The sequence below is a fragment of the Micromonospora sp. NPDC049497 genome, from assembly GCF_044465805.1.
In the GTDB taxonomy this organism is placed as follows: Bacteria; Actinomycetota; Actinomycetes; order Mycobacteriales; family Micromonosporaceae; genus Micromonospora.
Genome location: NZ_JBITMC010000013.1, coordinates 149,867 through 172,420, shown reverse-complemented (window position 1 = coordinate 172,420; position 22,554 = coordinate 149,867). Strand labels below are relative to the sequence as shown.

General features: G+C 73.2%; 23 protein-coding genes and 1 riboswitch. Of the genes, 14 read left to right on the top strand and 9 right to left on the bottom strand.

Going from position 1 to position 22,554, the window contains the following annotated elements; translation table 11 throughout:
* Positions 1 to 16 precede the first annotated feature (16 nt).
* The 8 genes from gcvH (at position 17) to ACIBR0_RS19320 (ending at position 5,955) form a co-directional block, all read left to right on the top strand.
* Positions 17 to 397, top strand: coding sequence for a glycine cleavage system protein GcvH (gcvH, locus tag ACIBR0_RS19355; RefSeq protein ID WP_396717367.1), 381 nt, complete (start codon positions 17 to 19; stop codon positions 395 to 397).
* A gap of 216 nt (positions 398 to 613) precedes the next feature.
* Positions 614 to 1,066: an FHA domain-containing protein gene (locus ACIBR0_RS19350; RefSeq protein ID WP_007071101.1), complete on the top strand. Its 453-nt coding sequence runs from the start codon at positions 614 to 616 to the stop codon at positions 1,064 to 1,066.
* A 50-nt stretch (positions 1,067 to 1,116) separates the two neighbouring features.
* Complete coding sequence (locus ACIBR0_RS19345; RefSeq protein WP_357034197.1) at positions 1,117 to 1,818, top strand: MerR family transcriptional regulator; 702 nt, start codon at positions 1,117 to 1,119, stop codon at positions 1,816 to 1,818.
* A gap of 172 nt (positions 1,819 to 1,990) precedes the next feature.
* Positions 1,991 to 2,455, top strand: a complete 465-nt coding sequence (locus tag ACIBR0_RS19340; RefSeq protein ID WP_120730687.1) for a bifunctional nuclease family protein — start codon at positions 1,991 to 1,993, stop codon at positions 2,453 to 2,455.
* Between the two features lie 189 nt (positions 2,456 to 2,644).
* Positions 2,645 to 3,220, top strand: a complete 576-nt coding sequence (locus ACIBR0_RS19335; protein WP_396717364.1) for a MerR family transcriptional regulator — start codon at positions 2,645 to 2,647, stop codon at positions 3,218 to 3,220.
* A gap of 482 nt (positions 3,221 to 3,702) precedes the next feature.
* The gene (locus ACIBR0_RS19330; RefSeq protein ID WP_396717362.1) at positions 3,703 to 4,101 is read left to right on the top strand and encodes a group 1 truncated hemoglobin; all 399 of its coding nucleotides are present in this window, start codon (positions 3,703 to 3,705) and stop codon (positions 4,099 to 4,101) included.
* 2 nt (positions 4,102 to 4,103) lie between these two features.
* Positions 4,104 to 5,294: a globin domain-containing protein gene (locus tag ACIBR0_RS19325; protein ID WP_396717359.1), complete on the top strand. Its 1,191-nt coding sequence runs from the start codon at positions 4,104 to 4,106 to the stop codon at positions 5,292 to 5,294.
* Positions 5,266 to 5,955, top strand: coding sequence for a DivIVA domain-containing protein (locus tag ACIBR0_RS19320; RefSeq protein WP_396717357.1), 690 nt, complete (start codon positions 5,266 to 5,268; stop codon positions 5,953 to 5,955). The genes ACIBR0_RS19325 and ACIBR0_RS19320 overlap by 29 nt, the downstream gene beginning before the upstream one ends.
* Before the next feature lie 99 nt (positions 5,956 to 6,054).
* Here ACIBR0_RS19320 and ACIBR0_RS19315 read toward each other — a convergent pair whose 3' ends face one another.
* On the bottom strand, positions 6,055 to 6,708 hold the full coding sequence (locus tag ACIBR0_RS19315) for an NAD(P)H-binding protein (protein ID WP_396717355.1): 654 nt from the start codon (positions 6,706 to 6,708) through the stop codon (positions 6,055 to 6,057).
* A 116-nt stretch (positions 6,709 to 6,824) separates the two neighbouring features.
* Here ACIBR0_RS19315 and ACIBR0_RS19310 point away from each other — a divergent pair, with 116 nt between their 5' ends.
* Together ACIBR0_RS19310 and gcvP are read left to right on the top strand one after the other, a co-directional pair.
* Positions 6,825 to 7,721, top strand: a complete 897-nt coding sequence (locus tag ACIBR0_RS19310) for an NAD-dependent protein deacetylase (protein WP_396717353.1) — start codon at positions 6,825 to 6,827, stop codon at positions 7,719 to 7,721.
* Positions 7,722 to 7,805: 84 nt separating this feature from the next.
* A riboswitch (glycine riboswitch) is annotated at positions 7,806 to 7,902 on the top strand.
* A 73-nt stretch (positions 7,903 to 7,975) separates the two neighbouring features.
* On the top strand, positions 7,976 to 10,798 hold the full coding sequence (gcvP, locus tag ACIBR0_RS19305) for an aminomethyl-transferring glycine dehydrogenase (RefSeq protein ID WP_396717350.1): 2,823 nt from the start codon (positions 7,976 to 7,978) through the stop codon (positions 10,796 to 10,798).
* A 130-nt stretch (positions 10,799 to 10,928) separates the two neighbouring features.
* On the opposite strand, the gene ACIBR0_RS19300 is transcribed toward gcvP, so the two are convergent.
* Positions 10,929 to 11,129: a DUF5999 family protein gene (locus ACIBR0_RS19300; RefSeq protein ID WP_347669485.1), complete on the bottom strand. Its 201-nt coding sequence runs from the start codon at positions 11,127 to 11,129 to the stop codon at positions 10,929 to 10,931.
* 147 nt (positions 11,130 to 11,276) lie between these two features.
* Here ACIBR0_RS19300 and ACIBR0_RS19295 point away from each other — a divergent pair, with 147 nt between their 5' ends.
* Complete coding sequence (locus ACIBR0_RS19295) at positions 11,277 to 12,449, top strand: chorismate-binding protein (protein WP_396717348.1); 1,173 nt, start codon at positions 11,277 to 11,279, stop codon at positions 12,447 to 12,449.
* A 111-nt stretch (positions 12,450 to 12,560) separates the two neighbouring features.
* On the opposite strand, the gene pip is transcribed toward ACIBR0_RS19295, so the two are convergent.
* Genes pip through ACIBR0_RS19280 form a run of 3 tightly spaced genes read right to left on the bottom strand, consistent with a single transcriptional unit; the run spans position 12,561 to position 15,346 of the window.
* Positions 12,561 to 13,511, bottom strand: coding sequence for a prolyl aminopeptidase (gene pip, locus ACIBR0_RS19290; protein WP_396717346.1), 951 nt, complete (start codon positions 13,509 to 13,511; stop codon positions 12,561 to 12,563).
* Positions 13,512 to 13,571: 60 nt separating this feature from the next.
* Positions 13,572 to 14,363: an ABC transporter permease gene (locus ACIBR0_RS19285; RefSeq protein ID WP_396717344.1), complete on the bottom strand. Its 792-nt coding sequence runs from the start codon at positions 14,361 to 14,363 to the stop codon at positions 13,572 to 13,574.
* Complete coding sequence (locus ACIBR0_RS19280) at positions 14,360 to 15,346, bottom strand: ATP-binding cassette domain-containing protein (protein ID WP_396717342.1); 987 nt, start codon at positions 15,344 to 15,346, stop codon at positions 14,360 to 14,362. Before ACIBR0_RS19280 ends, ACIBR0_RS19285 begins: the two co-directional genes overlap by 4 nt.
* Positions 15,347 to 15,421: 75 nt before the next feature.
* On the opposite strand from ACIBR0_RS19280, the gene ACIBR0_RS19275 reads away from it, so the two are divergent.
* Positions 15,422 to 16,204, top strand: a complete 783-nt coding sequence (locus ACIBR0_RS19275; protein WP_396717340.1) for a TetR/AcrR family transcriptional regulator — start codon at positions 15,422 to 15,424, stop codon at positions 16,202 to 16,204.
* 10 nt (positions 16,205 to 16,214) lie between these two features.
* Complete coding sequence (gene def, locus ACIBR0_RS19270) at positions 16,215 to 16,724, top strand: peptide deformylase (RefSeq protein WP_357033700.1); 510 nt, start codon at positions 16,215 to 16,217, stop codon at positions 16,722 to 16,724.
* Between the two features lie 100 nt (positions 16,725 to 16,824).
* Here the strand turns inward: def and ACIBR0_RS19265 are convergent, their stop codons facing one another.
* From ACIBR0_RS19265 to ACIBR0_RS19255, 3 genes are all read right to left on the bottom strand, one after another.
* A complete protein-coding gene (locus tag ACIBR0_RS19265) occupies positions 16,825 to 18,405 on the bottom strand; it encodes a VWA domain-containing protein (RefSeq protein ID WP_396717338.1) in 1,581 nt (526 codons plus the stop codon).
* A gap of 236 nt (positions 18,406 to 18,641) precedes the next feature.
* On the bottom strand, positions 18,642 to 19,418 hold the full coding sequence (locus ACIBR0_RS19260) for a GNAT family N-acetyltransferase (protein ID WP_396717337.1): 777 nt from the start codon (positions 19,416 to 19,418) through the stop codon (positions 18,642 to 18,644).
* 34 nt (positions 19,419 to 19,452) lie between these two features.
* Entirely contained in the window at positions 19,453 to 20,226 is a 774-nt protein-coding gene (locus tag ACIBR0_RS19255; RefSeq protein ID WP_396717335.1) for a sulfite exporter TauE/SafE family protein, read from the bottom strand.
* A gap of 176 nt (positions 20,227 to 20,402) precedes the next feature.
* Between ACIBR0_RS19255 and ACIBR0_RS19250 the strand changes: the two genes are divergently transcribed.
* Positions 20,403 to 21,182 carry an endonuclease/exonuclease/phosphatase family protein gene (locus tag ACIBR0_RS19250; protein ID WP_396717333.1) on the top strand — a complete coding sequence of 260 codons (780 nt, stop codon included), beginning with the start codon at positions 20,403 to 20,405 and terminating at the stop codon, positions 21,180 to 21,182.
* A 305-nt stretch (positions 21,183 to 21,487) separates the two neighbouring features.
* Here the strand turns inward: ACIBR0_RS19250 and ACIBR0_RS19245 are convergent, their stop codons facing one another.
* Positions 21,488 to 22,549 carry an FAD-dependent monooxygenase gene (locus tag ACIBR0_RS19245; RefSeq protein ID WP_396717331.1) on the bottom strand — a complete coding sequence of 354 codons (1,062 nt, stop codon included), beginning with the start codon at positions 22,547 to 22,549 and terminating at the stop codon, positions 21,488 to 21,490.
* Between the last annotated feature and the right edge of the window lie 5 nt (positions 22,550 to 22,554).

Sequence of the window (22,554 nt, the reverse complement as noted above, 5' to 3'; positions counted from 1 at the left end):
ATGAAGGACGCGACTGGTGATTCCTGAGGATCTGCGGTACACCGCCGAGCACGAGTGGGTGGCCGGCGGCGACGGCGGCACTGTCCGGGTCGGCATCACGCACTTCGCGCAGGACGCCCTGGGTGACATCGTGTTCGTCCAGTTGCCGGAGTCCGGTGCGGTGGTGGCGGCTGGTGAGTCGCTGGGTGAGATCGAGTCGACGAAGAGCGTGTCGGAGATCTACGCCCCGCTCAGTGGGACGGTGGCGGCGCGCAACGAGGCGCTCGGCGACACCCCTGAGATGATCAACACTGATCCGTACGGTGCGGGTTGGTTGGTGGAGATCACGCCGGACGATCCTTCGGCTGTCGATGGTCTGCTGTCCGCGGGTGCGTATCGCGAGCTCACCGAGAGCTGATGCGTCCCGCTTCCGGTGCGGGGGTCGTTTCCGCGCGTCCGGTTGCCCTGCATTTCGGCGCTGGCTAGGCTCGCCCAGTTGACCGAGAAACCATGAGTTGAGCGTTGCGGAATTGCCTTCCCTGGCACGGGGAGCCAGCCGCCGGGTGGTGGTACGCCCGGCGGCCAGACCCGCCATTACCCGACGCCGACCGAAAAAGATCCGTGAGGTGGTCCCATGACGCGGCCAGACGACGAGTTCCCCCCACTCGACGTCACTTCGACGCTCAATCTCGGTTCGCTCGACGAAGTGCTGGAGGGACCGGACACCGATGTGGTGCCGAGCCGGATGTCCGGTTCGTTGCCGCCGGGTATGGCGCTGCTGGTGGTTCGTCGGGGCCCGAACGCGGGTGCTCGATTCCTGTTGGACCACGACGTGACGACCAGTGGTCGGCACCCGGACAGTGACATCTTCCTCGACGACGTGACGGTGTCGCGGCGGCACGCGGAGTTCCACCGTGACGGTGGGACGTTCACGGTGCGGGACGTGGGGAGTTTGAACGGTACGTACGTGAACCGGGAGCGGGTCGAGGCGGCCACGTTGAGCAACGGTGACGAGGTCCAGATCGGTAAGTTCCGGGTGGTGTTCATCGCCGGTCCGCGCCCGGAGGAGGAGGCCGGCCGGGGGTGAACGAGCCTGCGGCCTCCATGCCGTCGGGGTCGGCCCGGGCGCGTCCGCTGATGAGTATCGGCGAGGTGCTGGCCGAGTTGCGGGCGGATTTTCCGGACACGACGATTTCGAAGTTGCGGTTCCTGGAGGCCGAGGGCCTGGTGGAGCCGCAGCGGACGGCGGCGGGGTATCGGAAGTACTCGTGGGATGACGTGGCGCGGTTGCGGTTCGTGCTGACTGCGCAGCGGGACCAGTACCTGCCGTTACGGGTGATCCGTGATCAGCTCGCGGAGTGGGACGCGACGGGGGATTCGCCGGGTCGGCAGCGGCCGACGTTGGTGGCGGTGGGTCCCGGTGGTGAGGTGCCGGGGCGTGCGTCGGAGGAGACGGCCGAGTCGTCGGAGGTACGGCTCGGCCGGGCTGATCTGGTGGCGCGCAGCGGTCTGGACTCCTCGACGTTGGGGGAGTTGGAGCGGCTGGGTGTGGTGGTGTCGGATCCGCCGGGTTGGTACGACGCGGATGCGTTGATCATCGCGCGGGCGGTGGCGGGTCTGGCGGCGTACGGGTTGGAGCCGCGGCACCTGCGGGGGTACCGGTCGGCGGCGGACCGTGAGGTGGGTCTGTTCGCGCAGTTGGTGGCGCCGTTGGCGCGGCAGAGTGATCCGGCGGCGCGGGCGCGGGCGGCGGAGACGGCGCGGGAGTTGGTGGCGTTGTCGCAGCAGTTGCACGCGGCGTTGGTGCGGGTGGGGTTGCGGTCGACGTTGGGTCGGTGAGGCCGGTGTCGAGCGGAAAGATCTGCCCCGGGAAGCGTGTCGTAGGCTTGCCGGGGTAACCCCTTTCTGGCGCGGGCGTGGTGCAGGTAGCGCATGGGACGACCGTGTCGCGGTCCGTGTACCGTGCAGGGAAGGGCGCGGTGCGTAGGTTGACGACGACACGGAGGCGGCGGTGCGCGAGCTGAGCGTGGTCGGAGTTCGGGTGGAGCTGCCCAGCAACCAGCCGATCGTCCTGCTCAGGGAGGTCGAGGGGGACCGCTATCTGCCGATCTGGATCGGCGCGGTCGAGGCCACGGCGATCGCCTACGAGCAGCAGGGGGTCAAGCCGGCCCGACCGTTGACGCATGATCTGTTGCGGGACGTTTTGGCGGCGTTGAAGGCTCCGTTGCGGGCGGTGGAGATCACCGAGTTGAAGGAGAACGTCTTCTACGCCGACCTGTTGATCGGTGACGGTGTGCGGGTGTCGGCGCGGCCGAGTGATTCGATCGCGTTGGCGTTGCGGGTCGGTGCGCCGATTCGTTGTGCGGAGGAGGTCCTCAGCGAGGCGGGGATCGTGATTCCCGACGAGCAGGAGGACGAGGTGGAGAAGTTCCGCGAGTTCCTGGACCAGGTGCGTCCGGAGGATTTCGCGGGCTGAGTTTCGGGCCCGGTCCGGTCGTCACGGTGGGTGATGTGCCGGTGCGGTGGGTGATCTTCGGCCGTGGTGTACGGCGTGTCGCGACTGTTCCTCCACGGTAACGAGCGAGGGCGGCGATAGTGTTGCCCGTGTCGAGGGGTGCGCGTCCCGGAAACGACGTGTCACCGCACGGGCGGGGAGGTTGTCCGGATGCACGAGCCGCGAGATCCGGGTACGGGCTGGGACGGGTCGGTGGGGTCGCCGGGTTCGGTGACCGACGGTGACGCCGGCGTGGGCTATCGGGGTGTGACGGCCTGCCAGGCGGTGGGCATCAGCTACCGGCAGTTGGACTACTGGGCGCGGACGGCGCTGGTGGTGCCGAGTGTGCGGGACGCGTCGGGTTCGGGGACGCAGCGGTTGTACTCGTTCCGGGACCTGGTGGTGTTGAAGGTGGTGAAGCGTCTCCTGGACGCCGGGGTGTCCCTGCAGAACATCCGCAAGGCGATCGAGGCGTTGCGGTCGCGCGGGGTGGAGGACCTGGCGGGCATCACGTTGATCTCCGATGGCACGACGGTGTACGAGTGCCGGTCGCCGGAGGAGGTGGTCGACCTGTTGCAGGGTGGGCAGGGCGTGTTCGGAATCGCGATCGGTGGGGCCTTCAAGGAGATCCAGGGTTCGCTGTCGCATCTGCCGGCGGAGCCGGCGGCGGCGCCGGTGCCGGAGCCGGCGGCGGAGCCGGTGGGTGACGAGTTGGCGGCGCGTCGGGCGCGACGCCGGGCGGGTTGATCATCGGTTCTCTCGAAAGCCGGGCGCGGTGCGCCCGGCTTTTTTGCTGTTCGCTGATGACGGTGTGTTGTCGTCGGGGGGTCGGCCGGCAGGTGGTGCCGGGAGTGGGGGAGGTTCTGCCCCGGGACGGCCGCCGGGGTTGGCGGCGGGTGTGTGGTGGTGTCGTCGCGGGTGGTCACGGACCTGTCGGGTGGTGGGATTCTCGCTGCCGGAGTCTGCATGTCCGTTGAGGACCGCGTCTCGGGCGTGATGGCCGGGTGTGACCGCGGCGTTGCCGACCGTCGATTTTCGACCGGCCAGATTATCACTCTCCGTCATGGACTGTTGTCGGGAAGCTGATAGGGCGGTCATGACCGGGGACGCGCGACACGCTATGGTCCGACACGCGGTCGCCTTGGCGCCGGTGTTGCTCCCGGATTCCGACGGCCGTACGCCCCTTCGCGCCGACCCCGCGCGCCCCCGTTACCCCGGAAGGAACGACCGTGACGGTTACCGAAGAGACCGCCCCCCTCACCCACTACCAGCGCATCGGTGGCGCCGATTCCGTGAAGGCCGCCGTCGACCTGTTCTACGACAAGGTCCTGGCCGACCCGGAGCTGGCCGGCTACTTCTCCGATGTGGACATGGTGGGTCAGCGCCGGCACCTGGCGCTGATGCTGACGGTGGTGCTCGGCGGCCCCAACGAGTACACCGGCCGCAGCCTGGCCGAGGCGCACCAGCCGCTGAACATCCCGCTGGAGCACTACGTGAAGGTGGGCGAGCACCTGACCGCCACGCTGACCGAGCTGGGTGTGCCGGCGGACATCATCACCGACGTGCAGGCGGTGCTGGCCCAGGTGCAGGACCAGGTGGTGGCCGGCGGTAACCCGGCGGGCGTCTGAGCGTGGACGTCGCCCGACTCAAGCAGAGCTGGTCCCTGGTCGCCGCGCACGGCGACCAGGTGCCGCTCTTCTTCTACTCCACGCTGTTCCTGGCGCACCCCGAGACCCGGCAGATGTTCCCGACGAACATGGCGGGCCAGCGGGACCGGCTGGTCACCGCTCTCGGCCACATCGTGTCGAACGTGGACCAGGTGGACCGGTTGGTGGGGTTCCTGCAGGACCTCGGCGCCGACCACCGCAAGTTCGCCGTCCGCGCCGAGCACTACGCGGCGGTGGGCGAGGCCCTGCTGGCCACGTTGCGGCACTTCCTGGCCGAGCAGTGGACCGACGAGCTGGCGCAGGACTGGGCGGCCGCGTACGGGTTGGTGGCCCAGGTCATGACCGAGGGCGCGCAGGCCGCGGAGGCGGTCAACCCGCCGTGGTGGGTGGCGGAGATCGTGGGCCACGACCGGCGCGGATTCGACGTGGCGGTGCTGACGCTGCGGCCGCAGTACCTGTTGCCGTTCCAGCCGGGCCAGTCGGTCGGTGTGTCCCATCCGGCGGTGCGGTCGTGGCGGTACTACTCGCCGGCAAACGCGCCGCGGGTGGACGGCACGTTGGAGCTGCACGTGCGGGCCGCGCCGGGTGGCGCGGTGTCGTCCCGGCTGGTGTACGGCAGCGCGATCGGTGACCAGGTTCATCTGGCGGCGCCGGTGGGTGACCGCCTCACGTTGCGGTCGGCGGGGCCGGCGGATCTGCTGCTGCTGGCCGCCGGGACCGGCTGGGCGCCGATGAAGGCCCTCGTCGAGCAGGTCGCGGCGGAGAGTTCCCGCCGCGCCGTGGACCTGTACCTGGGGGCCCGGTCGCGCAGCGAGTTCTACGACGACGAGGCGGTGGACAAGTTGGCCGCGTCGTACCCGTGGTTGACGGTGAGCCGGGTGGTGGGCGTGGACGTGGCCCGGCCGGGGGAGTTCACGCACGCGGTGGACCGGGCGCTGGTCGACGGGGACTGGCGATCGCGGCACGTGTACGTGTGCGGTTCCGACGAGATGGTGTCGCATTCCGTGGCGGCACTGACCCGGGCCGGCTACCACGCCGGTCAGCTGCACCACGAGGGGCTCGGGAAGCACTGGTACGGGCCGTCGTGGCGGACGGCGGTGGACAACAACAACCCGGAGGTGGCCAGTGAGCGCGACGCCGATCAGTCGGTATGACGGGATGCAGGTCTCCGGTGGCGTTCAGGTGCGGATGACCGCCGACCGGGTGCGCCGGTGGGAGTTCGGTTCGGCGTCGTTCGCGCGGCGTGGGTACGACCCGAACGACGTGGACCGGTTCCGGATGCAGGTTGCCGACGAGTTGGACCTGTTGGCCGCGCAGGTGGGTGGTCTGCGGGCGGAGAACGAGCGTCTCAACGACCAGTTGGAGCTGCACCGGCACGGTGTGCTGCCGAGCGCCCCGGCGGCGTCGGCGATGCCGGCGGCGAAGGAGGTGAACCTGCTGTCCGCGGCGCAGCGGGAGGCCGAGCAGATCATCGCGCAGGCGCACGACTACGCGCGGCGGGTCGCCGAGTACGCCCGGGTGCAGTACGAGAGCTACGTGCAGGCGGCGGCGGAGGAGGCGCGGCAGGAGGCGGAGCGGGCGGTGCAGGAGTACCGCGCGAACGCCGGGCCGACGTTCGACGACGCGGTGGCCGCGCGGGAGGCGTTGCGTATCTACGGCGAGATGATGATCTCGCACATGCAGTCGGCGGCCCGGCACCTGGACGACGGCAGCGAGCATCTGGCGCGGACGATGGAGCGGTTGGCCCGCGACGGGAACGCTCCGGCCGTGGCGGGGGCGGTGCAGGGTGCGTTGCCGCGGCACGGGCAACGCTGACGGGCACGGCGGTCGCGGGCGGGGCTTCGGCCTCGGCGGTCCGCGCCGCCGTACCTCGGGTCGTCGCCGACGGGCCGGGGGAGCCGCGCCCCTCGGGCGTCAGGCGTGGGTGACGGCGTCGGCGATCGTGGTGTCCCCGCCGACGAGTTCCAGGATCCGTCCGGCGGTGTCCGGGGCGTACAGGAGGGCGACCAGGACGCGGGCGACGTCGGTGCGGGTGACCGCGCCGGGGGTGACGCTGCGGGCCAGGGTGATCCGGCCGGTGGGTTCGTCGTCGGTGAGTCGTCCGGGCCGCAGGACGGTCCAGTCGAGGTCCGTGCGGCCGGTGAGGTCGTCCTCGGCGGCCTTCTTGGCCCGCAGGTACGCCGCCCACACGTCGTCGGTGCCGGCGGCCGGGGCGTTGTCCACGCCCATCGAGGACACCAGCAGGTAGCGGCGGACTCCGGCGGCCCGGGCGGCGTCGGCCAGGAGCGCGGCGGCGGCCCGGTCGACGGTGTCCTTGCGGGCGGCGCCGCTGCCCGGGCCGGCGCCGGCGGCGAAGACCACCGCGTCGGCGCCGTCGAGGTGGCCGGCGAGGTCGTCGACGGAGGCGTGTTCCAGGTCGCAGACGACCGGGTGGGCGCCGGCGGCGGTGAGCGCCGCCACATGGTCGGGGTTGCGGATGAGGCCCACGGCGCTGTCACCGCGGCCGGCGAGTTCCCGTTCCAGCAGTCGGGCGATCTTGCCGTGTCCTCCGGCGATGACGACGCGCATACCGCCAACCTATCGGCGCCGGCTGTTAAACGGGGGGCCCTTCCTCTACCACAGGCGTTAACGGGGGGCCCTTCCTTTCGTGGTCGCCGGGGGGATGCTGAGGCAGCATGGGTGGGGTGACGGAGACGATCGACGCGCTGGCCGGCCCGGTCTCGGGTGGCGGCGTCGTGGTGTTGAGCGGGGCGGGGTTGTCCACCGAGTCGGGGATCCCGGACTACCGGGGGCCCAGCGGCGCGGCGCGGCGGCACACGCCGATGACGTACCAGGCGTTCACGCGGGACGCGGACGCGCGGCGCCGCTACTGGGCGCGCAGCCACGTGGGGTGGCGGCTGATCGCGCGGTCGGAGCCGAACGACGGGCACCGGGCGGTGACGCGGCTGCAACGCGCCGGCCTGGTCGACGGGATCATCACGCAGAACGTCGACGGCCTGCACACCGCCGCCGGTGGCACGGGTGTGGTGGAGCTGCACGGCCGCCTGGACGAGGTGGTGTGCCTGGACTGCGGCAACGCGACGTCCCGGGAGGAGTTGGACCGGCGGCTGCGGGAGGCCAACCCCGGCTTCGAGGCGCACGTGGACGCCGTCAACCCCGACGGTGACGTGGATCTCCCCGACGCGGCGGTGGCCCGGTTCCGGACGGTGGACTGCACGTTCTGCGGCACGGGGGTGCTGAAACCGGACGTGGTGTTCTTCGGGGAGACGGTGCCCGCGCCGCGGGTGGCCCGCTGTTTCGCGATGGTGGAGGCCGCCCGGCTGCTGCTGGTGCTGGGGTCGTCGTTGACGGTGATGTCGGGTCGCCGGTTCGTGCTGCGGGCGGCGAAGTTGGGCATCCCGGTGGTGATCGTCAACCAGGGCCCGACCCGCGGCGACGCGTACGCGCAGCTGACCGTCGACGCGCCGCTGGGGCGGCTGCTGCCCGCCGTGGCCGACCGTCTGGTGGGTGCGGGTGCGGGTGCGGCCGGGTTCGGGGAGGTCGGTGCGGTGCCCGCCGGCGCGGCCCCGGTCGCGCTGTAGGCGGCGACGCGGAGCCGGCCACCGTCCGGCGGGGGTACGACGGGTGCGGGAATCCCGGGCGCTGGTAGCGTTGACCATGCCGGTATCACCCACGTGGGAGAGACCGCCCCCGTCAGGGGGGTGGCGCCGAAGGGGCAAATCCTCCCCGGAACCTCTCAGGCAAAAGGACCTCGTGGGCAGGCACTGTGGAGCGCCCGGGCGCGACAGAGGGGGAGGCCGACCTGTCGACCTCGCCCCCTGCAGGAGCGCCGCCCATGACCGCAGACCAGTTCGCCGCCCGCCACATCGGGCCCGATCCGGCCGACGAGCGCCGGATGCTGGAGACCGTCGGTTACGGATCGATCGACGAGCTGATGGACGCGGCGATCCCCGAGGTGATCCGCTGGCACGGGACGCTGGACCTGCCGGAGCCGGCCACCGAGCAGGAGGCCCTGGCGGAGCTGCGGGCCCTCGCGGGCCGCAACACCGTGGCCGTGTCCATGATCGGCCTGGGGTACCACGGGACGCACACGCCGGCGGTGATCCGCCGTAACGTGCTGGAGAACCCGGCCTGGTACACGGCGTACACGCCGTACCAGCCGGAGATCAGCCAGGGTCGCCTGGAGGCGCTGCTGAACTTCCAGACCATGGTCACCGACCTGACCGGGCTGGCCACCGCGAACGCCTCCATGCTCGACGAGGGCACCGCCGCGGCCGAGGCGATGACCCTCGCCCGCCGCGCGTGCAAGGTCAAGAGCCCGGTGTACGTGGTCGACGCGGACACGCTGCCGCAGACCATCGCGGTGATCACCAGTCGGGCGGAGCCGCTCGGCATCGACGTGCGGGTCCTCGACGTCGTCCACGACGACCTGCCGGCGGAGTTCTTCGGCCTGCACCTGCAGTACCCGGGGGCGTCCGGGGCGGTCCGCGACCACGCGGCGCTGGTGCAGGCCGCGCACGCCGTCGGTGCGCTGGTGACCGTGGCCGCCGACCTGTTGGCGTTGACGCTGTTGCGCCCGCCGGGGGAGATCGGCGCCGACATCGCCGCCGGCACCACCCAGCGGTTCGGCGTGCCGATGGGCTTCGGTGGGCCGCACGCCGGTTACCTGGCGGTGCGTTCGGGCCTGGAGCGGATGCTGCCCGGCCGGCTGGTCGGCGTGTCCCGGGACGCCGACGGCAACCCGGCGTACCGGCTGGCGTTGCAGACCCGTGAGCAGCACATCCGGCGGGAGAAGGCGACCAGCAACATCTGCACCGCCCAGGTGCTCCTCGCGGTCATGGCCGGCATGTACGCCGTCTACCACGGCCCGGACGGGCTGCGGGAGATCGCCCGGCGTACCCACGACATGGCGGCGCTGCTGGCGGACGCGCTGCGCGACGGCGGCGTCGAGGTCGCCGACGTCGCGTTCTTCGACACCGTCACGGCGGTCGTGCCGGGCCGGGCGGCCGAGGTGGTCGCCGCCGCGGCCGGGCGTGGCGTGAACCTGCGCCTGGTCGACGCCGACCGGGTGGGGATCTCCTGCGACGAGACGACGACCCGGGCGCACCTGGACGCCGTGTGCGCCGCGTTCGGGGTGCCGTCGCCGCAGGGCGAGCCGGCCGGTGCGCTGCCGCCGGCGCTGGCGCGTACGTCGGACTTCCTGACCCACCCGGTGTTCCGGACCCACCACTCGGAGACGGCGATGCTGCGCTACCTGCGGCGCCTGTCGGACTTCGACTACGCCCTGGACCGGGGCATGATCCCGCTGGGGTCGTGCACGATGAAGCTCAACGCGACCACCGAGATGGAACCGGTCAGCTGGGCGGAGTTCGCGCACGTGCACCCGTTCGCGCCGGAGGGGCAGACCGCCGGGTACCGGGAGCTGATCGCCCAGTTGGAGGGGTGGCTGGCCGAGGTGACCGGCTACGACGCGGTCAGCGTGCAGCCCAACGCCGGGTCGCAGGGTGAGCTGGCCGGGCTGCTTGCCATCCGGTCCTGGCACGCCTCCCGCGGCGAGGGGCACCGCGACGTGTGCCTGATCCCGTCGTCGGCGCACGGCACCAACGCCGCGAGCGCGGTGATGGCCGGCATGCGGGTGGTCGTGGTGGGCTGTGACGACGGCGGCAACGTCGACCTGGTCGACCTCGACGCGAAGATCGACAAGCACCGCGACGCCCTGGCGGCGATCATGGTGACGTATCCGTCGACGCACGGCGTGTACGAGACGGGCATCGCGTCGCTGTGCGCGAAGGTCCACGACGCCGGCGGCCAGGTGTACGTCGACGGTGCGAACCTCAACGCGCTGGTCGGGTTCGCCAAGCCGGGCAGGTTCGGGGCGGACGTGTCGCACCTGAACCTGCACAAGACGTTCTGCATCCCCCACGGCGGCGGCGGGCCGGGTGTCGGGCCGGTGGCGGTGCGGGCGCACCTGGCGCCGTTCCTGCCCGGCGACCCGCGGGCGGCGCACGACGACGACCGGCCGGCGATCTCCGCCGCCCGGTACGGGTCGGCGGGGATCCTGCCGATCCCGTGGGCGTACCTGCGGATGATGGGCGCGGAGGGTCTGACCCGCGCGACCGGGGTGGCGGTGCTCGCGGCGAACTACGTGGCGGCGCGGCTGCGGCAGCACTTCCCGGTGCTGTACGCCGGCAACAAGGGCCTCGTGGCGCACGAGTGCATCCTGGACCTGCGTCCGCTGACCCGGGCGACCGGGGTGACGGTGGACGACGTGGCGAAGCGGCTGATCGACTACGGCTTCCACGCGCCGACGATGTCGTTCCCGGTGGCCGGGACGCTGATGGTGGAGCCGACCGAGAGCGAGGACGTGGCCGAGCTGGACCGGTTCTGCGACGCGATGATCGCGATCCGCGCGGAGATCGACAAGGTGGGGTCGGGCCAGTGGCCGGCGGGGGACAACCCCCTGGCGAACGCCCCGCACACCGCGGCGATGGTGTCCGGTGACGAGTGGCCCCACGCGTACCCGCGGTCGGTGGGCGCCTACCCGGCCGGGGTGGACCGGGCGGGGAAGTACTGGCCGCCGGTGCGCCGCATCGACGGCGCGTACGGGGACCGGAATCTGGTGTGCTCCTGCCCGTCGCCGGAGGCGTTCGAGAGCTGAGCGGTGGTGCCGTGGCGCCGGGGCGGTCGTGGTGCCGCCGCCCCGGCGGGGCGTTGACCTGGGCGGCGGGTGTCCCGACCGGGGGGACTAGCCTGGTCGACGCGAACGTTTGCTGACGCTGAGTGGTCGCTCAGGCGACGAGAGCGTGTCGGGCGGGCCCGCGGTGCGGGGCGATGGTCCGGCCGTCGGGGAGCAGTTCGCCGGTGTCCTCGAAGACGATGACACCGTTGCAGAGCAGGCTCCAGCCCTGCTCAGGGAAGCAAGCGAGGACGCGGGCGGCTTCCCGGTCGGTCGCTTCGGCGGAGGGGCAGGTGGGTTGGTGCTGACACATCGGGTTCTCCGGACTGTGGGGGCACTGTGTCATGGTTCACATGACCAGTGACGCACAGTACCAAGCGAAACTGTGCGACATCGAGCAGGTATGTGACTGGTTTCCGGGAAATCCACTGAACGGACGAGCGAGAATGGGCCAGATGGCGTGGAAACGCTCCCACATCGCGTGACCGACGTGCCCGCGGCGCCCGCCGGCTGTCGCCGTACGCTCGCCGAGCGTGCCCGCTGGGAGTGGCGGCCCGCCGACGGCGGCGACCCCGCCGTACGTGCGCAGGAGTTCCTCGCCGCCCACGGCCTGCCGCTGCACGACCTCGCCCGCCCGGCCGGCGTCCATGACCCGGACGGGCCCTGCGGCGCCGCCCTGTACGTCTCCGCCGCCGCCGGCGCGGCCCTCGCCGGCGGTCCCACCGGAGCCGCGAACCCGGCCCCCGCGCTGCCCGAGGTCGCCGTGGTCGTGTACGGCCACGCCACCACCCGCACTCCGGCCGCCGGCGCACCCGCGCCCGGGTGGTGGCTCGGCGACTGGGCGGAGAGCTGGACACCGACCCAGCACGCCGACGCCGTGCGGGCCGTACGCGAGGCGATCGGCCGCGGCGACGTCTACCAGGTCAACGTCGTCGGGCACGCCGCCGCCCGCTACACCGGCGACCCGCTGCCCGCCCTGGCCCGCCTCGGCTCGCTGCCCGGCGCCCGCTACGGCGGCACCCTCACCGGCGCCGGCTGGGCGATCGGCTGCGCCTCCCCGGAGACCCTGGTGGAGGTCGTCGGCGGGCGGCTGGTCACCCGGCCGATCAAGGGCACCCGCCCGGCCACCGCCCCCGGCCGCGCCGACCTGCTCGCCTCCGCCAAGGAACGCGCCGAGCACGTCATGATCGTGGACTTGGAACGCAACGACCTCGCCCGGATCGCCCGCACCGGCTCGGTCCGGGTCGACGAGCTGTTCGCCGTCCGCCGCTGGTGCGACCTGTGGCAGGCCGAGTCCACCGTCTCCGCGACCGTCGCCGACGGGCTCGGGCTGGCCGACCTGCTGCGCGCGGTGTGCCCCGGCGGGTCGGTCACCGGCGCGCCGAAGCTCGCCGCGCTGGACCGCATCGCCGCCCTGGAACCGGTCGGGCGGGGCGCCAGCATGGGCGCGCTGGGTTGGGTGGCACCCGGCCGGATCGACCTCGGGTTGACCATCCGCACCGCCGCCGCCGACGGTGACCGGCTGCACGTGTGGGCCGGCGGTGGGATCACCTGGGGCAGCGACCCCGACGCCGAGGTCGCCGAGGCCGCCGCGAAGAGCGCCCCGGTCCGCACGACGCTCGCCGGCCGCTGACCGACGTCGACCGCCACCTGACCGCCGTCCCACCGCGGTTGATCGACTCGGGTTCTGTGAAGTCGGGGTGTCGGGTGTGGTCGACGGCCCGGTTTCAGCGATGTCGAGTGTTCAAGGGCGGTCGGCGAAACCGTCCAGGGCGGCCCGCACCCGCTCGGCCACGCCGTGCCCGGCGCCGTGCCCGGCCGCTTCGACCAGTTCGAACCGGGCGTCCGGCCATGCCTGCGCCACCTGCCAGGGGATGTCGGCGGGGCTGGAGACGTCCAGCCGCCCGTGCACCAGCACACCGGGGACACCGGCCAGACGGCCGACGCCGCGCAACAGCTCCCCGTCGGGCAGGAACGCCGCGTGCCGCCAGTAGTGGGTGACCAGCCGGGCGAACGCCATCCGGAACACCGGATCGGCGAACTGCGGATCGGGCCGGTGCCCGGGCACGGTGGCGACGTGCGTGTCCTCCCAGGCGCACCAGTCGCGGGCCGCGCGCTCCCGCACGGCCGCGTCGGGGTGGTGCAACAGTCGCGCGTACGCCGCGGCGAGGTCCCCGTCGCGGTCGGCGGGCGGAACGCCGTCGCGGAACCGGGCCCACTCGGCGGGGAACAGCCGACCCATGTCCCGGGTGATCCACTCGACCTCCCGGCGGGTGGTGGTCACCACGCTGAACAGCACCAGCTCGCTGACCCGCTCGGGGTGCCGCTGCGCGTACGCCAGGCCGAGGGTGGAGCCCCAGGACGCGCCCAGCACCAGCCACCGGTCCACGCCCAGGTGCACCCGCAACCGCTCGACGTCGGCGATCAGGTGGTCGGTGGTGTTGGTGGCCAGGTCGACGCTCGGGTCGGCGACGTGCGGGCGACTGCGTCCGCAGCCGCGTTGGTCGAACAGCACCACCCGGTAGCGGGACAGGTCGAACGGGGTCAGCCAGCCGGGTGTGCAGCCGGAACCGGGGCCGCCGTGCAGCACCACGGCCGGCTTGCCGTTGGGGTTGCCGCAGGTCTCCCAGTACACCTGCTGGCCGTCGCCGACGTCGAGCGTCCGTGGGCGTGGGGCTGGGTCATGGTGGCGCACCTTCCGGGGCGGATACGACGGTGCCGTCACGTTAGCGGTGCGACCGCTGCGGGGTCCCGGTCAGCCGGCCAGGCGTCGGTAGCGGCGCACGGACAGGGGCAGGAACACCGCGATCAGCAGCAGTGGCCACACCACCGCCAGGGTCGTGGCGTGCTGCGCGGCGAACGACTCCCCACCCCAGCCGGGGTTGCCGAACAGCTCCCGGCAGGCCGCGACGGTCGCCGACAGCGGATTCCAGGCGGCCAGCGCGCCCAGAGCGCCGGGCATGGTCTCCGGTTCGACGAACGCGTTGGAGGTGAACCCGAGCGGCCAGACGAGGATCTGCAGCACCACCACCGACTCGGGCCGGCGCAGCAGCAGCGCGAGGTGGATGCCGACCGCGATCAGTGCGAGGCGCAGCAGCAGGAGCAGCCCGACGGCGGCGGCCGCCGCCGGCAGGCCACCGCGCGGCTGCCAGCCGACGAGCAGGCCGCAGGCGAGCATGACGGCCAGCGCGGCGGCGGCGTGCAGCAGGTCGGCGGCGGCCCGGCCGGTCAGCACCGCCGACGACGCCATCGGCAGGGACCGGAACCGGTCGGTCACGCCGCGGGCGAGGTCGGTGGCCACCGCCGCGTACGTGGCCTCGACGCCGAAGACCATCGTCATGGCGAACAACCCGGGCAGGAGGAACTCCCGGTAGTCGCCGCCGCCGGGCACGGTCATCGCGCCACCGAGCAGGTAGCCGAACATGACGACCAGCAGCACCGGGAACAGCAGCCCGACGAGCGCCTGGGCGGGTTGGCGCACCCAGTGGGCGAGGGCGCGGCCGGTGAGCACGACGCCGTCGGAGACGGCCCACCGCAGCGTGGTCACCGGACCACCTCCCGACCGGTGGTGCCGTGGCCGGCGGGGGAGTCGCCGGCGGTGAGTGCGAGGAACACCTCGTCGAGGGTGGGGCGGCGTACCGCGACGTCGGCCGCCGTGACGCCCGCCTCGTCCAGGGCGCGCAGCACGGCCGACAGGGCGGTGACCCGGTCGGTGACGGACACGCTGATCCGCAGCGCCGCCGCGTCGACCGAGGCGGTGGCCCCGACGGCGACGCCGGCCGCCCGCGCCGCCGCGTCGAGGTCACCGGCGTGCGCGAGGGCCACGTCGACCCGGTCGCCACCCAGGGCGGTCTTCAGCTCCTCCGGTGTGCCGGTGGCGACGACCCGGCCGGCGGCGACCACCGTGAGGCGGTCGGCGAGGCGGTCGGCCTCCTCCAGGTACTGCGTGGTCAGCAGGACCGTGGTGCCGCCGTCGGCCAGCGCGCGGACCGCCTCCCACACCTGGGCGCGGGCGCGCGGGTCCAGCCCGGTGGTGGGTTCGTCGAGGAACAGCACCGGCGGGTCGAGGACCAGCCCGGCGGCCAGGTCGAGGCGGCGGCGCATCCCGCCGGAGTACGTGCCGACGGGCCGGTCACCGGCCTCGGTCAGGCCGAAGCGCTCCAGCAGGTCCCGGGCCCGCTCGCGGGCGCGGGCGGCGGGCAGGTGGTGCAGGCGCCCGAAGAGCACCAGGTTCTGCCGGCCGCTGAGCACCTCGTCCAGGGCGGCGTGCTGGCCGACCAGCCCGATGCGGGCACGCACGCGGTCCGGCTGCCGCCGGACGTCGAAGCCGGCGACCCGCGCCGTGCCCGCGTCGGCGCGCAGCAGGGTCGTGAGGATCCGCACGGCGGTGGTCTTGCCGGCCCCGTTGGGGCCCAGCAGGCCGCAGACTCCTCCGGCGGGCACCCGCAGGTCCAGGCCCGCCAGCGCGACGGTGTCGCCGTACCGGCGGCGCAGTCCCTCGGCCTCGATCGCCACGTCGTCCATCCGCATCCGCCGCCCCCGTCCGTCGCCTACCGTCCACTGTACGGTACACCGTACGGTACGGCGGACGGTAGGGTGAGCGGTGTGACGACCGAGTACAGCGGCACCGGCGACCCCGCCCGCAGCCTCGCCCTGCTCTGGCGCACCCGCGAACGCACCAGCCGCAAGGGCCGACCCGACCTGTCCGTCGACCGGATCGTGCGCGCCGCCATCGAGGTCGCCGACACCGAGGGGCTCGCCGCCCTGTCCATGCGCCGCGTCGCCGAACGCCTCGGCGTCGGCACCATGAGCCTCTACACCTACGTCCCCGGCAAGGGCGAACTCCTCGACGTCATGCTCGACACCGTCCACGGCGAGACACCCCCCGACGAGGAGCCGGCCGGCGGGTGGCGGGAACGCCTGGAACGCATCGCCCGGCAGAACTGGGACCGCTACCTGCGCCACCCGTGGCTGCTGCAGGTCGCCACCACCCGACCCCCGCTCGGGCCCAACCTCATCGCCCGCTACGAGTACGAACTACGCGCCGTCGACGGCATCGGCCTGACCGACCTGGAGATGGACGCCGTCGTCACCCTCGTCGGAGGGTTCGTCCACGGCGCCGTCCGCAGCGCCGTCGAGGCCGCCCAGGCCGCCGCCCGCACCGGCATGACCGAGCAGCAGTGGTGGCAGGCCCACGCCCCCTACCTGGAGAAGGCCCTCGACCCCCGCCGGTTCCCCCTCGCCGCCCGCGTCGGCACCGCCGCCGGGCAGGAGTACCAGGCCGCCGCCGACCCCGACCGCGCCTTCGACTTCGGTCTCGCCCGCATCCTCGACGGCGTCGAGACCCTCGTCGGTGACCGCACGCAGACCCCCGACGCGGGACGATAATCTTGCCGGCATGACCATGCGCCCCATCCGGATCATCGGCGACCCGGTCCTACGGACCCCCGCCGAACCCGTGACCAGCTTCGACGCCGACCTGCGGGCTTTGGTCACCGACCTGATGGACACCCTGCTCGGCGCGCCCGGCCGCGCCGGCGTCGCCGCACCGCAGATCGGCGTCAGCGCGCAGGTGTTCGTCTACGACGCCGACGGCCACCGCGGCCACATGATCAACCCGACGCTCGAACTGTCCGACGAACTGCAGGACGACGACGAGGGCTGCCTGTCCGTGCCCGGGCTCTACTTCCCGACACCGCGCGCGCTGCACGCCACCGCCCACGGCTTCGACCAGCACGGCGAGCCGCTCACCATCGCCGGCACCGGCTTCCTCGCCCGCGCCCTGCAGCACGAGACCGACCACCTCGCCGGCCGGCTCTACGTCGACACGCTGCGCGGCGACGTCCGCCGCCGGGCACTCCGGGAGATCCGGGCCGGCCGCTTCGACTCACCCAGCCGCCGCGCCTGACCCACCCGACGCGCGCCTGTCCGCGTACGCGAAAGGCCGCCGGACCCTCGACGGGCCCGGCGGCCGACGCGTCACCCGGGGATGACCGGGACGCCGCGTGTCACTTCGGCGGCGGAGCCACCAGGCACACCGCCGGGGTCGAGACGTTGCCGGCGTCGTCCACTCCGGTGATCAGGGCATCCCCGTTCAACGTCACCTTGTAGTCGATGTCGCCGGTGCCGTCCTTCACCTTCGACTGCGCGCCCGGCGCCTGCACCAGCTTGATCTTCGTGCCCGCCGGGAACGGCCCGAACCGCACCGACGGGTCCGTCGAGTCGGAGATGAACACCTCCACCGCCGTGTCCACCACGTCGGTCGACGTCAGCTCGTAGAACCCGTCCGGGTTGTACGAGCCGGGGGTGTTGTCGCCGCTGGGGTTGTTCGTCGGCACGCACGCCGTGGTGGGAGCGGTGGTGTCCACCACCCGCATCACCGCGGTGTCGCTGCCGGTGTTCCCGGCCGCGTCGGTCGCCGTGCAGGTGACCGACGTGTCGCCCAGCGGGAACGTCGAGCCCGGCGGCGGCACGCAGGTCGGGGTCAGCGGCCCATCGACGTTGTCCGTCGCCGACGCCGGGTAGTCGATCACCGCGCCGGCCGGGCTGGTGGCCTCCACCGTCCGGTCGTCGACGACGACCGTCGGCGGGGTCACGTCGTTGACCCGCACGCTGATGGTCTGCACGAACGGCGCCCCGGCCGACACCCCGTCGAGCAGGAAGTCCACCGTGCAGTGCAGCACCGCGCCCTGCGCCGCGTCGCCCGCCACGGTGATCGTCTCCGCGAACGGCACATCGGTGCCGGACTGCTGGGTCCGCGACGCCGCGTCGAAGGTCACCGACAGGCCCGGATCGCACGAGGTGACCGAGGGCGTGACCGTCACGTCCAGGTCCCGCAGGCCCGCCAGCAGCGCCGCCGTCACGGTGTCGGGGGAGCTGTCCACCAGCTGCCCGCCGGTCGCCGCGACCACCGTCGTCGCCTGACCGGTGGCGTCCAGCCCACCGGCCGCGCCGGCGACGTTCACCGCGATCACCCGTGCCTCGTCGGCCTGCAACGCCGCGCCGGCCTGCGCCAGCGTCCGCCCGTTGCTCGGGTCGTGGCTCGGCGCGTCACCCACCAGCACGACGATCCGGCTGCTGCCCGACCGGTAGGCCACCGCCCCTTCGGAGACCTCCACCAGCGCGTTCACCCACGCCTCCGGGGTGTCCCCGCCGCCGCCGGCGGCCAGCCCGTCCACGGCCGCCTGCAACGCCACCGCGTCACCGGTCAGGTTCTGCCGCACGCGGAACAGCTCCGCGCCGTCCCCGGTGTCCCGGTAGGAGGCCACCGCGAACTGCGCGCTCGGCTGCGCCGCCCGCACGTCCGTGATGACCTGCTGCAGGTTCGTCCGCACGTTCGCGATCGCCCCGCCCATGCTGCCGGTCGTGTCGACCAGCAGCACCACGTCCGGCTTCGGCGGGATCGGCGGCGTCGACACCACCTTGCTGACCGGAATTGACGTGCCCGGGTCGGCGTCGCGGTCCACCACCGCCGGGCTCACCCCCGGCGCCGCAGCCGCCGGTACGGCCAACGCGGTGACCATCGCCGTCGCCGCGGCCACCACCCCCACCCCCCGGGCTCGCCGCCAGGGCACTGTCGCTGTTGCCATCCGATGCTCCTTCAGCTCCGCCGCGCGAAACCCGCCCGGCCTCGACCGCAGACGCTAGGGGCCGGCGAGCACCGCACGGGTCCGACACGTGCCACTCTGCGCGTCGGGTTGTTGACGCCGCGTGTCGGCTGGACATGCAGGTGGTGACGGCCGCGCGTGCTCATCGCACCGTTCGCCCGGCCGTCGAGCCGAACCGGACCGTCGGACCGGACCGGAAGGCCAGCCCGGGACACCGATCAGTGACCGAAAACGCTCAACCGGCACTCGTGATAGTCGGCCACCGCCGTGAACCCCAGCCGCTCGTACAGGCGCACCGCCGAAGTGTTGTCCGCCCGCACGTTCAACGTCACGTGGTCCACGCTGTCGCGCAGCCCGGCGCACACCGCCGCCACCGCCGCCGCGGCCAGCCCGCGACCCCGCACCCTCGGCAGGGTCGTCACATTGCCCAACGCCGCCACCCGGTAGACCGGCGACCACACGTGCACCCCGGCCACCGCCACCAGCTCGCCACCGTCGCGGATGCCCACATACCGGCCCGTGTCCAGCATCCGCGGATCGAACCAGTTGCCCGGATAGGCCGCCGCGTACAGCCGCTCCACCGCGGGCAGGTCGTCCCGGCCCAACGGCACGCCCGCCGGCCGCACCGACGCCAACCGACCGGGATCCGTCAGCGCCATCTTCCGGTGCGCCGCCGCCGACTCCACCCGGAACGCCGGCACCAACGCCGACTCCACACCGGGGGACAGGTGCGCGTACACCCGCGCTGGCAACACCGACGTCAGCTCACCCAGCAGCACCGACAGCCCCGCCGTGTCCGCCGGCCGCGCGAACGCCAGCAACGTCGGCAGGTCGGCGCCGTGGTACAGCAACGCCACCGCGTCCCCGGACCGGAACCACGACGTGTACGGCCAGAAGAAGTCGTCCAGATCGCCCAACTCGTACGCGTGCAGCACCGGATCCCGCCCCAGCAGCTCCGCCAGGACGGCCCGGTCGTGTTCGGCGCGCACCGGCATCAGCCGATGATCACACGACCACGCCGGCCGGCGATCACCCGGCCGCCCACTGGTCGTAGCCCAACTTGGCCACCAGCGCGAACACCACCACCAGCAACACCACCCGCACGAAACCCGCGCCCCGCCGCAACGCCATCCGCGCGCCCAGCACCGCCCCCGCGATGTTGCACACCGCCATCGCCGCACCCAGCAGCCACCACACGTGACCGGTCGCCGCGAACACCACCAGCGCACCGAGGTTCGTGCCGGCGTTCACCACCTTCGCCATCGCCGAACCCTGCACGAAGTCGGCACCCACCAGCGCCGTGAACGCCACCACCAGGAACGTCCCCGTCCCCGGGCCGATCAACCCGTCGTACAGGGCGATGCCCACCCCGGCCACCGCCACCACGGCGACCACCCGCACCCGGGTCCGCCGGTGCGGCAACGCCACCACACCCAGCCGCGGACGCAGCACCACGAACAGCGCCACCGTCACCAGCACCACCAGCACCACCGGCCGGTACGCCGACGCCGGCACCGCACCCGCCAACGCCGCACCCAGCCCCGCGCAGCACACCGCCAGGCCCGCCGACGGACCCGCCACCGCCCAGTCCAGCTTCGTCCGCCGCGCGAACGTCACCGCCGCCGTGGACGTGCCCGCGATCGCCGCGAGCTTGTTCGTACCCAACGCGGTGGCCACCGGCAACCCGGGCGCCGCCACCAGCAACGCCGGCAGCAACAGCAGCCCACCACCGCCGACGACGGCGTCGACCCAACCGGCCAACGCGGCCGCGGCGAGCAGGGTGGTCAGCGAGAACGGGTCCACGGGCGGCCATTCTTCCCACCCCCGCCGCGTCCACGAGACCCGCTGTGGCCAGCCTCACCGCCGCCGACGACGCCGCAACCACACCCCGGCGGCGCCGACCGCCACGAACACCAGCATCGAGCACAGCAGCAGCTTCAACACCCGGCAACCATGCCACGGCGACGTAAGGTGACACGGTGCGCCTGGCCACGTTCAACCTGCTGCACGGCCGCTCCCTCACCGACGGCCTCGTCGACCCCGAGCGGCTCACCGCCGCCGTCACCGCCCTCGACGCCGACGTCCTCGCCCTGCAGGAAGTCGACCGGGACCAGAGCCGCAGCGGCCAACTGGACCTCACCGCCATCGCCGCCCGCGCCCTCGGCGCCGCCGAACACCGCTTCGCCGCCGCCGTCGTCGGCACCCCCGGCGAACAGTTCCGCCCCCTGCGCCACGACGACGACGGACACGGCGAACCCTGCTACGGCATCGGCCTGGTCACCCGCCACAAGGTTGCCACCTGGCAGGTCACCCGACTGCGCCCCGCGCCCGTCCGCTCGCCGGTCTACGTACCCGGCCCCGGCGGCGGCCTCATCCTCCTGCGCGACGAACCCCGCGTCGTCCTCGCCGCCGTCCTGGACACCCCGCGCGGCCCCCTCACCGTCGCCGCGACCCACCTGTCCTTCGTCCCCGGCTGGAACGTCCACCAGCTCCGCCAGACCGTCCGCGCCCTGCGCACCCTGCCCGCCCCCCGGATCCTCCTCGGCGACCTCAACCTCCCCGCCGGCCCCGCCCGCCTCGTCACCGGCTGGCACCCGCTGGGCCGCCGCCCCACCTACCCCGCCGGGCAACCCCGCGTCCAACTCGACCACGTCCTCGCCGACCGCGACGGCTTCGACCACCTCCCACCGGTCACCGCCGTACGCACCCCACTGTCGACGATCTCCGACCACCGCCCGCTCCTGGTCGACCTCGGCTAGAACTCCGCGGGCAGCCGGCTCACCGCCCGTGCGCCCCGCCCACGACACCCCCCGCCGACCACCGCGGCCGCACCGCCAGCGCGACCTCCGCCCGCCGCCACCGGTCCACCGCCGACAACACACCCAGATCCGCCAGGGCGCCTCGAACGCCGGCCGCAACGCCGCCATCGCCACCGTCGACCCACTGAAGAACGCACCCCGGATCCCCGGATCCCGCCGGCGCTCCGCACGTACCCAGTCGACCGCCACCGCCCGCGCCGCATCCGTCGATCCTGCCAGCGCGCCCCACCCACCTGAGCCGCCGATCAGCCCGGGGGACCGAACGACAACGCCGCCCGCAGCGCCGCGTCCCGCACGCCGACGAACCGCCGCACCTGCGCCAACCGGCTCGCCCGCACCGCCATCGCCGCCATCCGCTGCGTCGGCCGCCGACGCCGCGCGTCATACCGGGCCAACGCCGACGTCACATCCGAGCACGCCGCCAACGCGTCCACCAACGCCACCGCGTCGATCAACGCCTGACAGGCCCCCTGCCCCAGATCCGGGGTCATCGCGTGGGCCGCGTCCCCCAGCAGCACCAGCCGACCCCGCACGTACGACGGCAACGCCGGCAACATGTGCACGTCGTGGTGCAGCACGCCCGCGGCGTCCACCCGGTCCAGCGCCGCGGGGACCGGATCGTGCCAGTCACCGAACCACCGGCGCAGCACCGCCACGTCCCCCTCCGGCGGCCGGAACCCCTCCGGCGCGGCCACCGCCGCGTACCAGTTGGTCACCCCGGGAGCCTGCGGCGTCAACCCGAACTTGCGGCCCCGACCCCACGTCTCACCCCCGGCCGGCACGTCCATCGCCACCGTGCCTCGCCACGCCGTCATCCCCGAGTACCGCAGTGGGAACCGGTCGGAGAACATGGCCCCCCGCGTCGCGCTGCGGATCCCGTCCGCACCCACCACCACGTCGTACGCCTCCGTCAACGCCGACGGGTCCGTCACCGCCTCGCCGAAGCGGACCGCGCCCGCCGGCAACGCCTCGGCGAGCAACCCCAGCAGCGCCGGCCGCGACAACAGCCGTACCCCCTCCCCGTGGCGCCGCCGAATCCGCGCCACGTCCAAGGTGGCGATCACCGACCCGTCGGGGCGACGCATCGCACCGTCCGGTTGCACGAGGCCCCGCTCGCGGGCGACCGTTCCCAACCCGAGCTCGTCCAGAGCCCGTAGCGCGGACGGCCAGATGCCCAACCCGGTGCCGACGGTCGGCAACCCGTCGGCACGCTCGAACACCGTGGCCGCCCACCCGGACCGGTGCAGCCCGCCCGCCAGGGCGAGCCCACCGACGCCACCCCCGATGATCGCCACTGAGCCTCGCATGACCC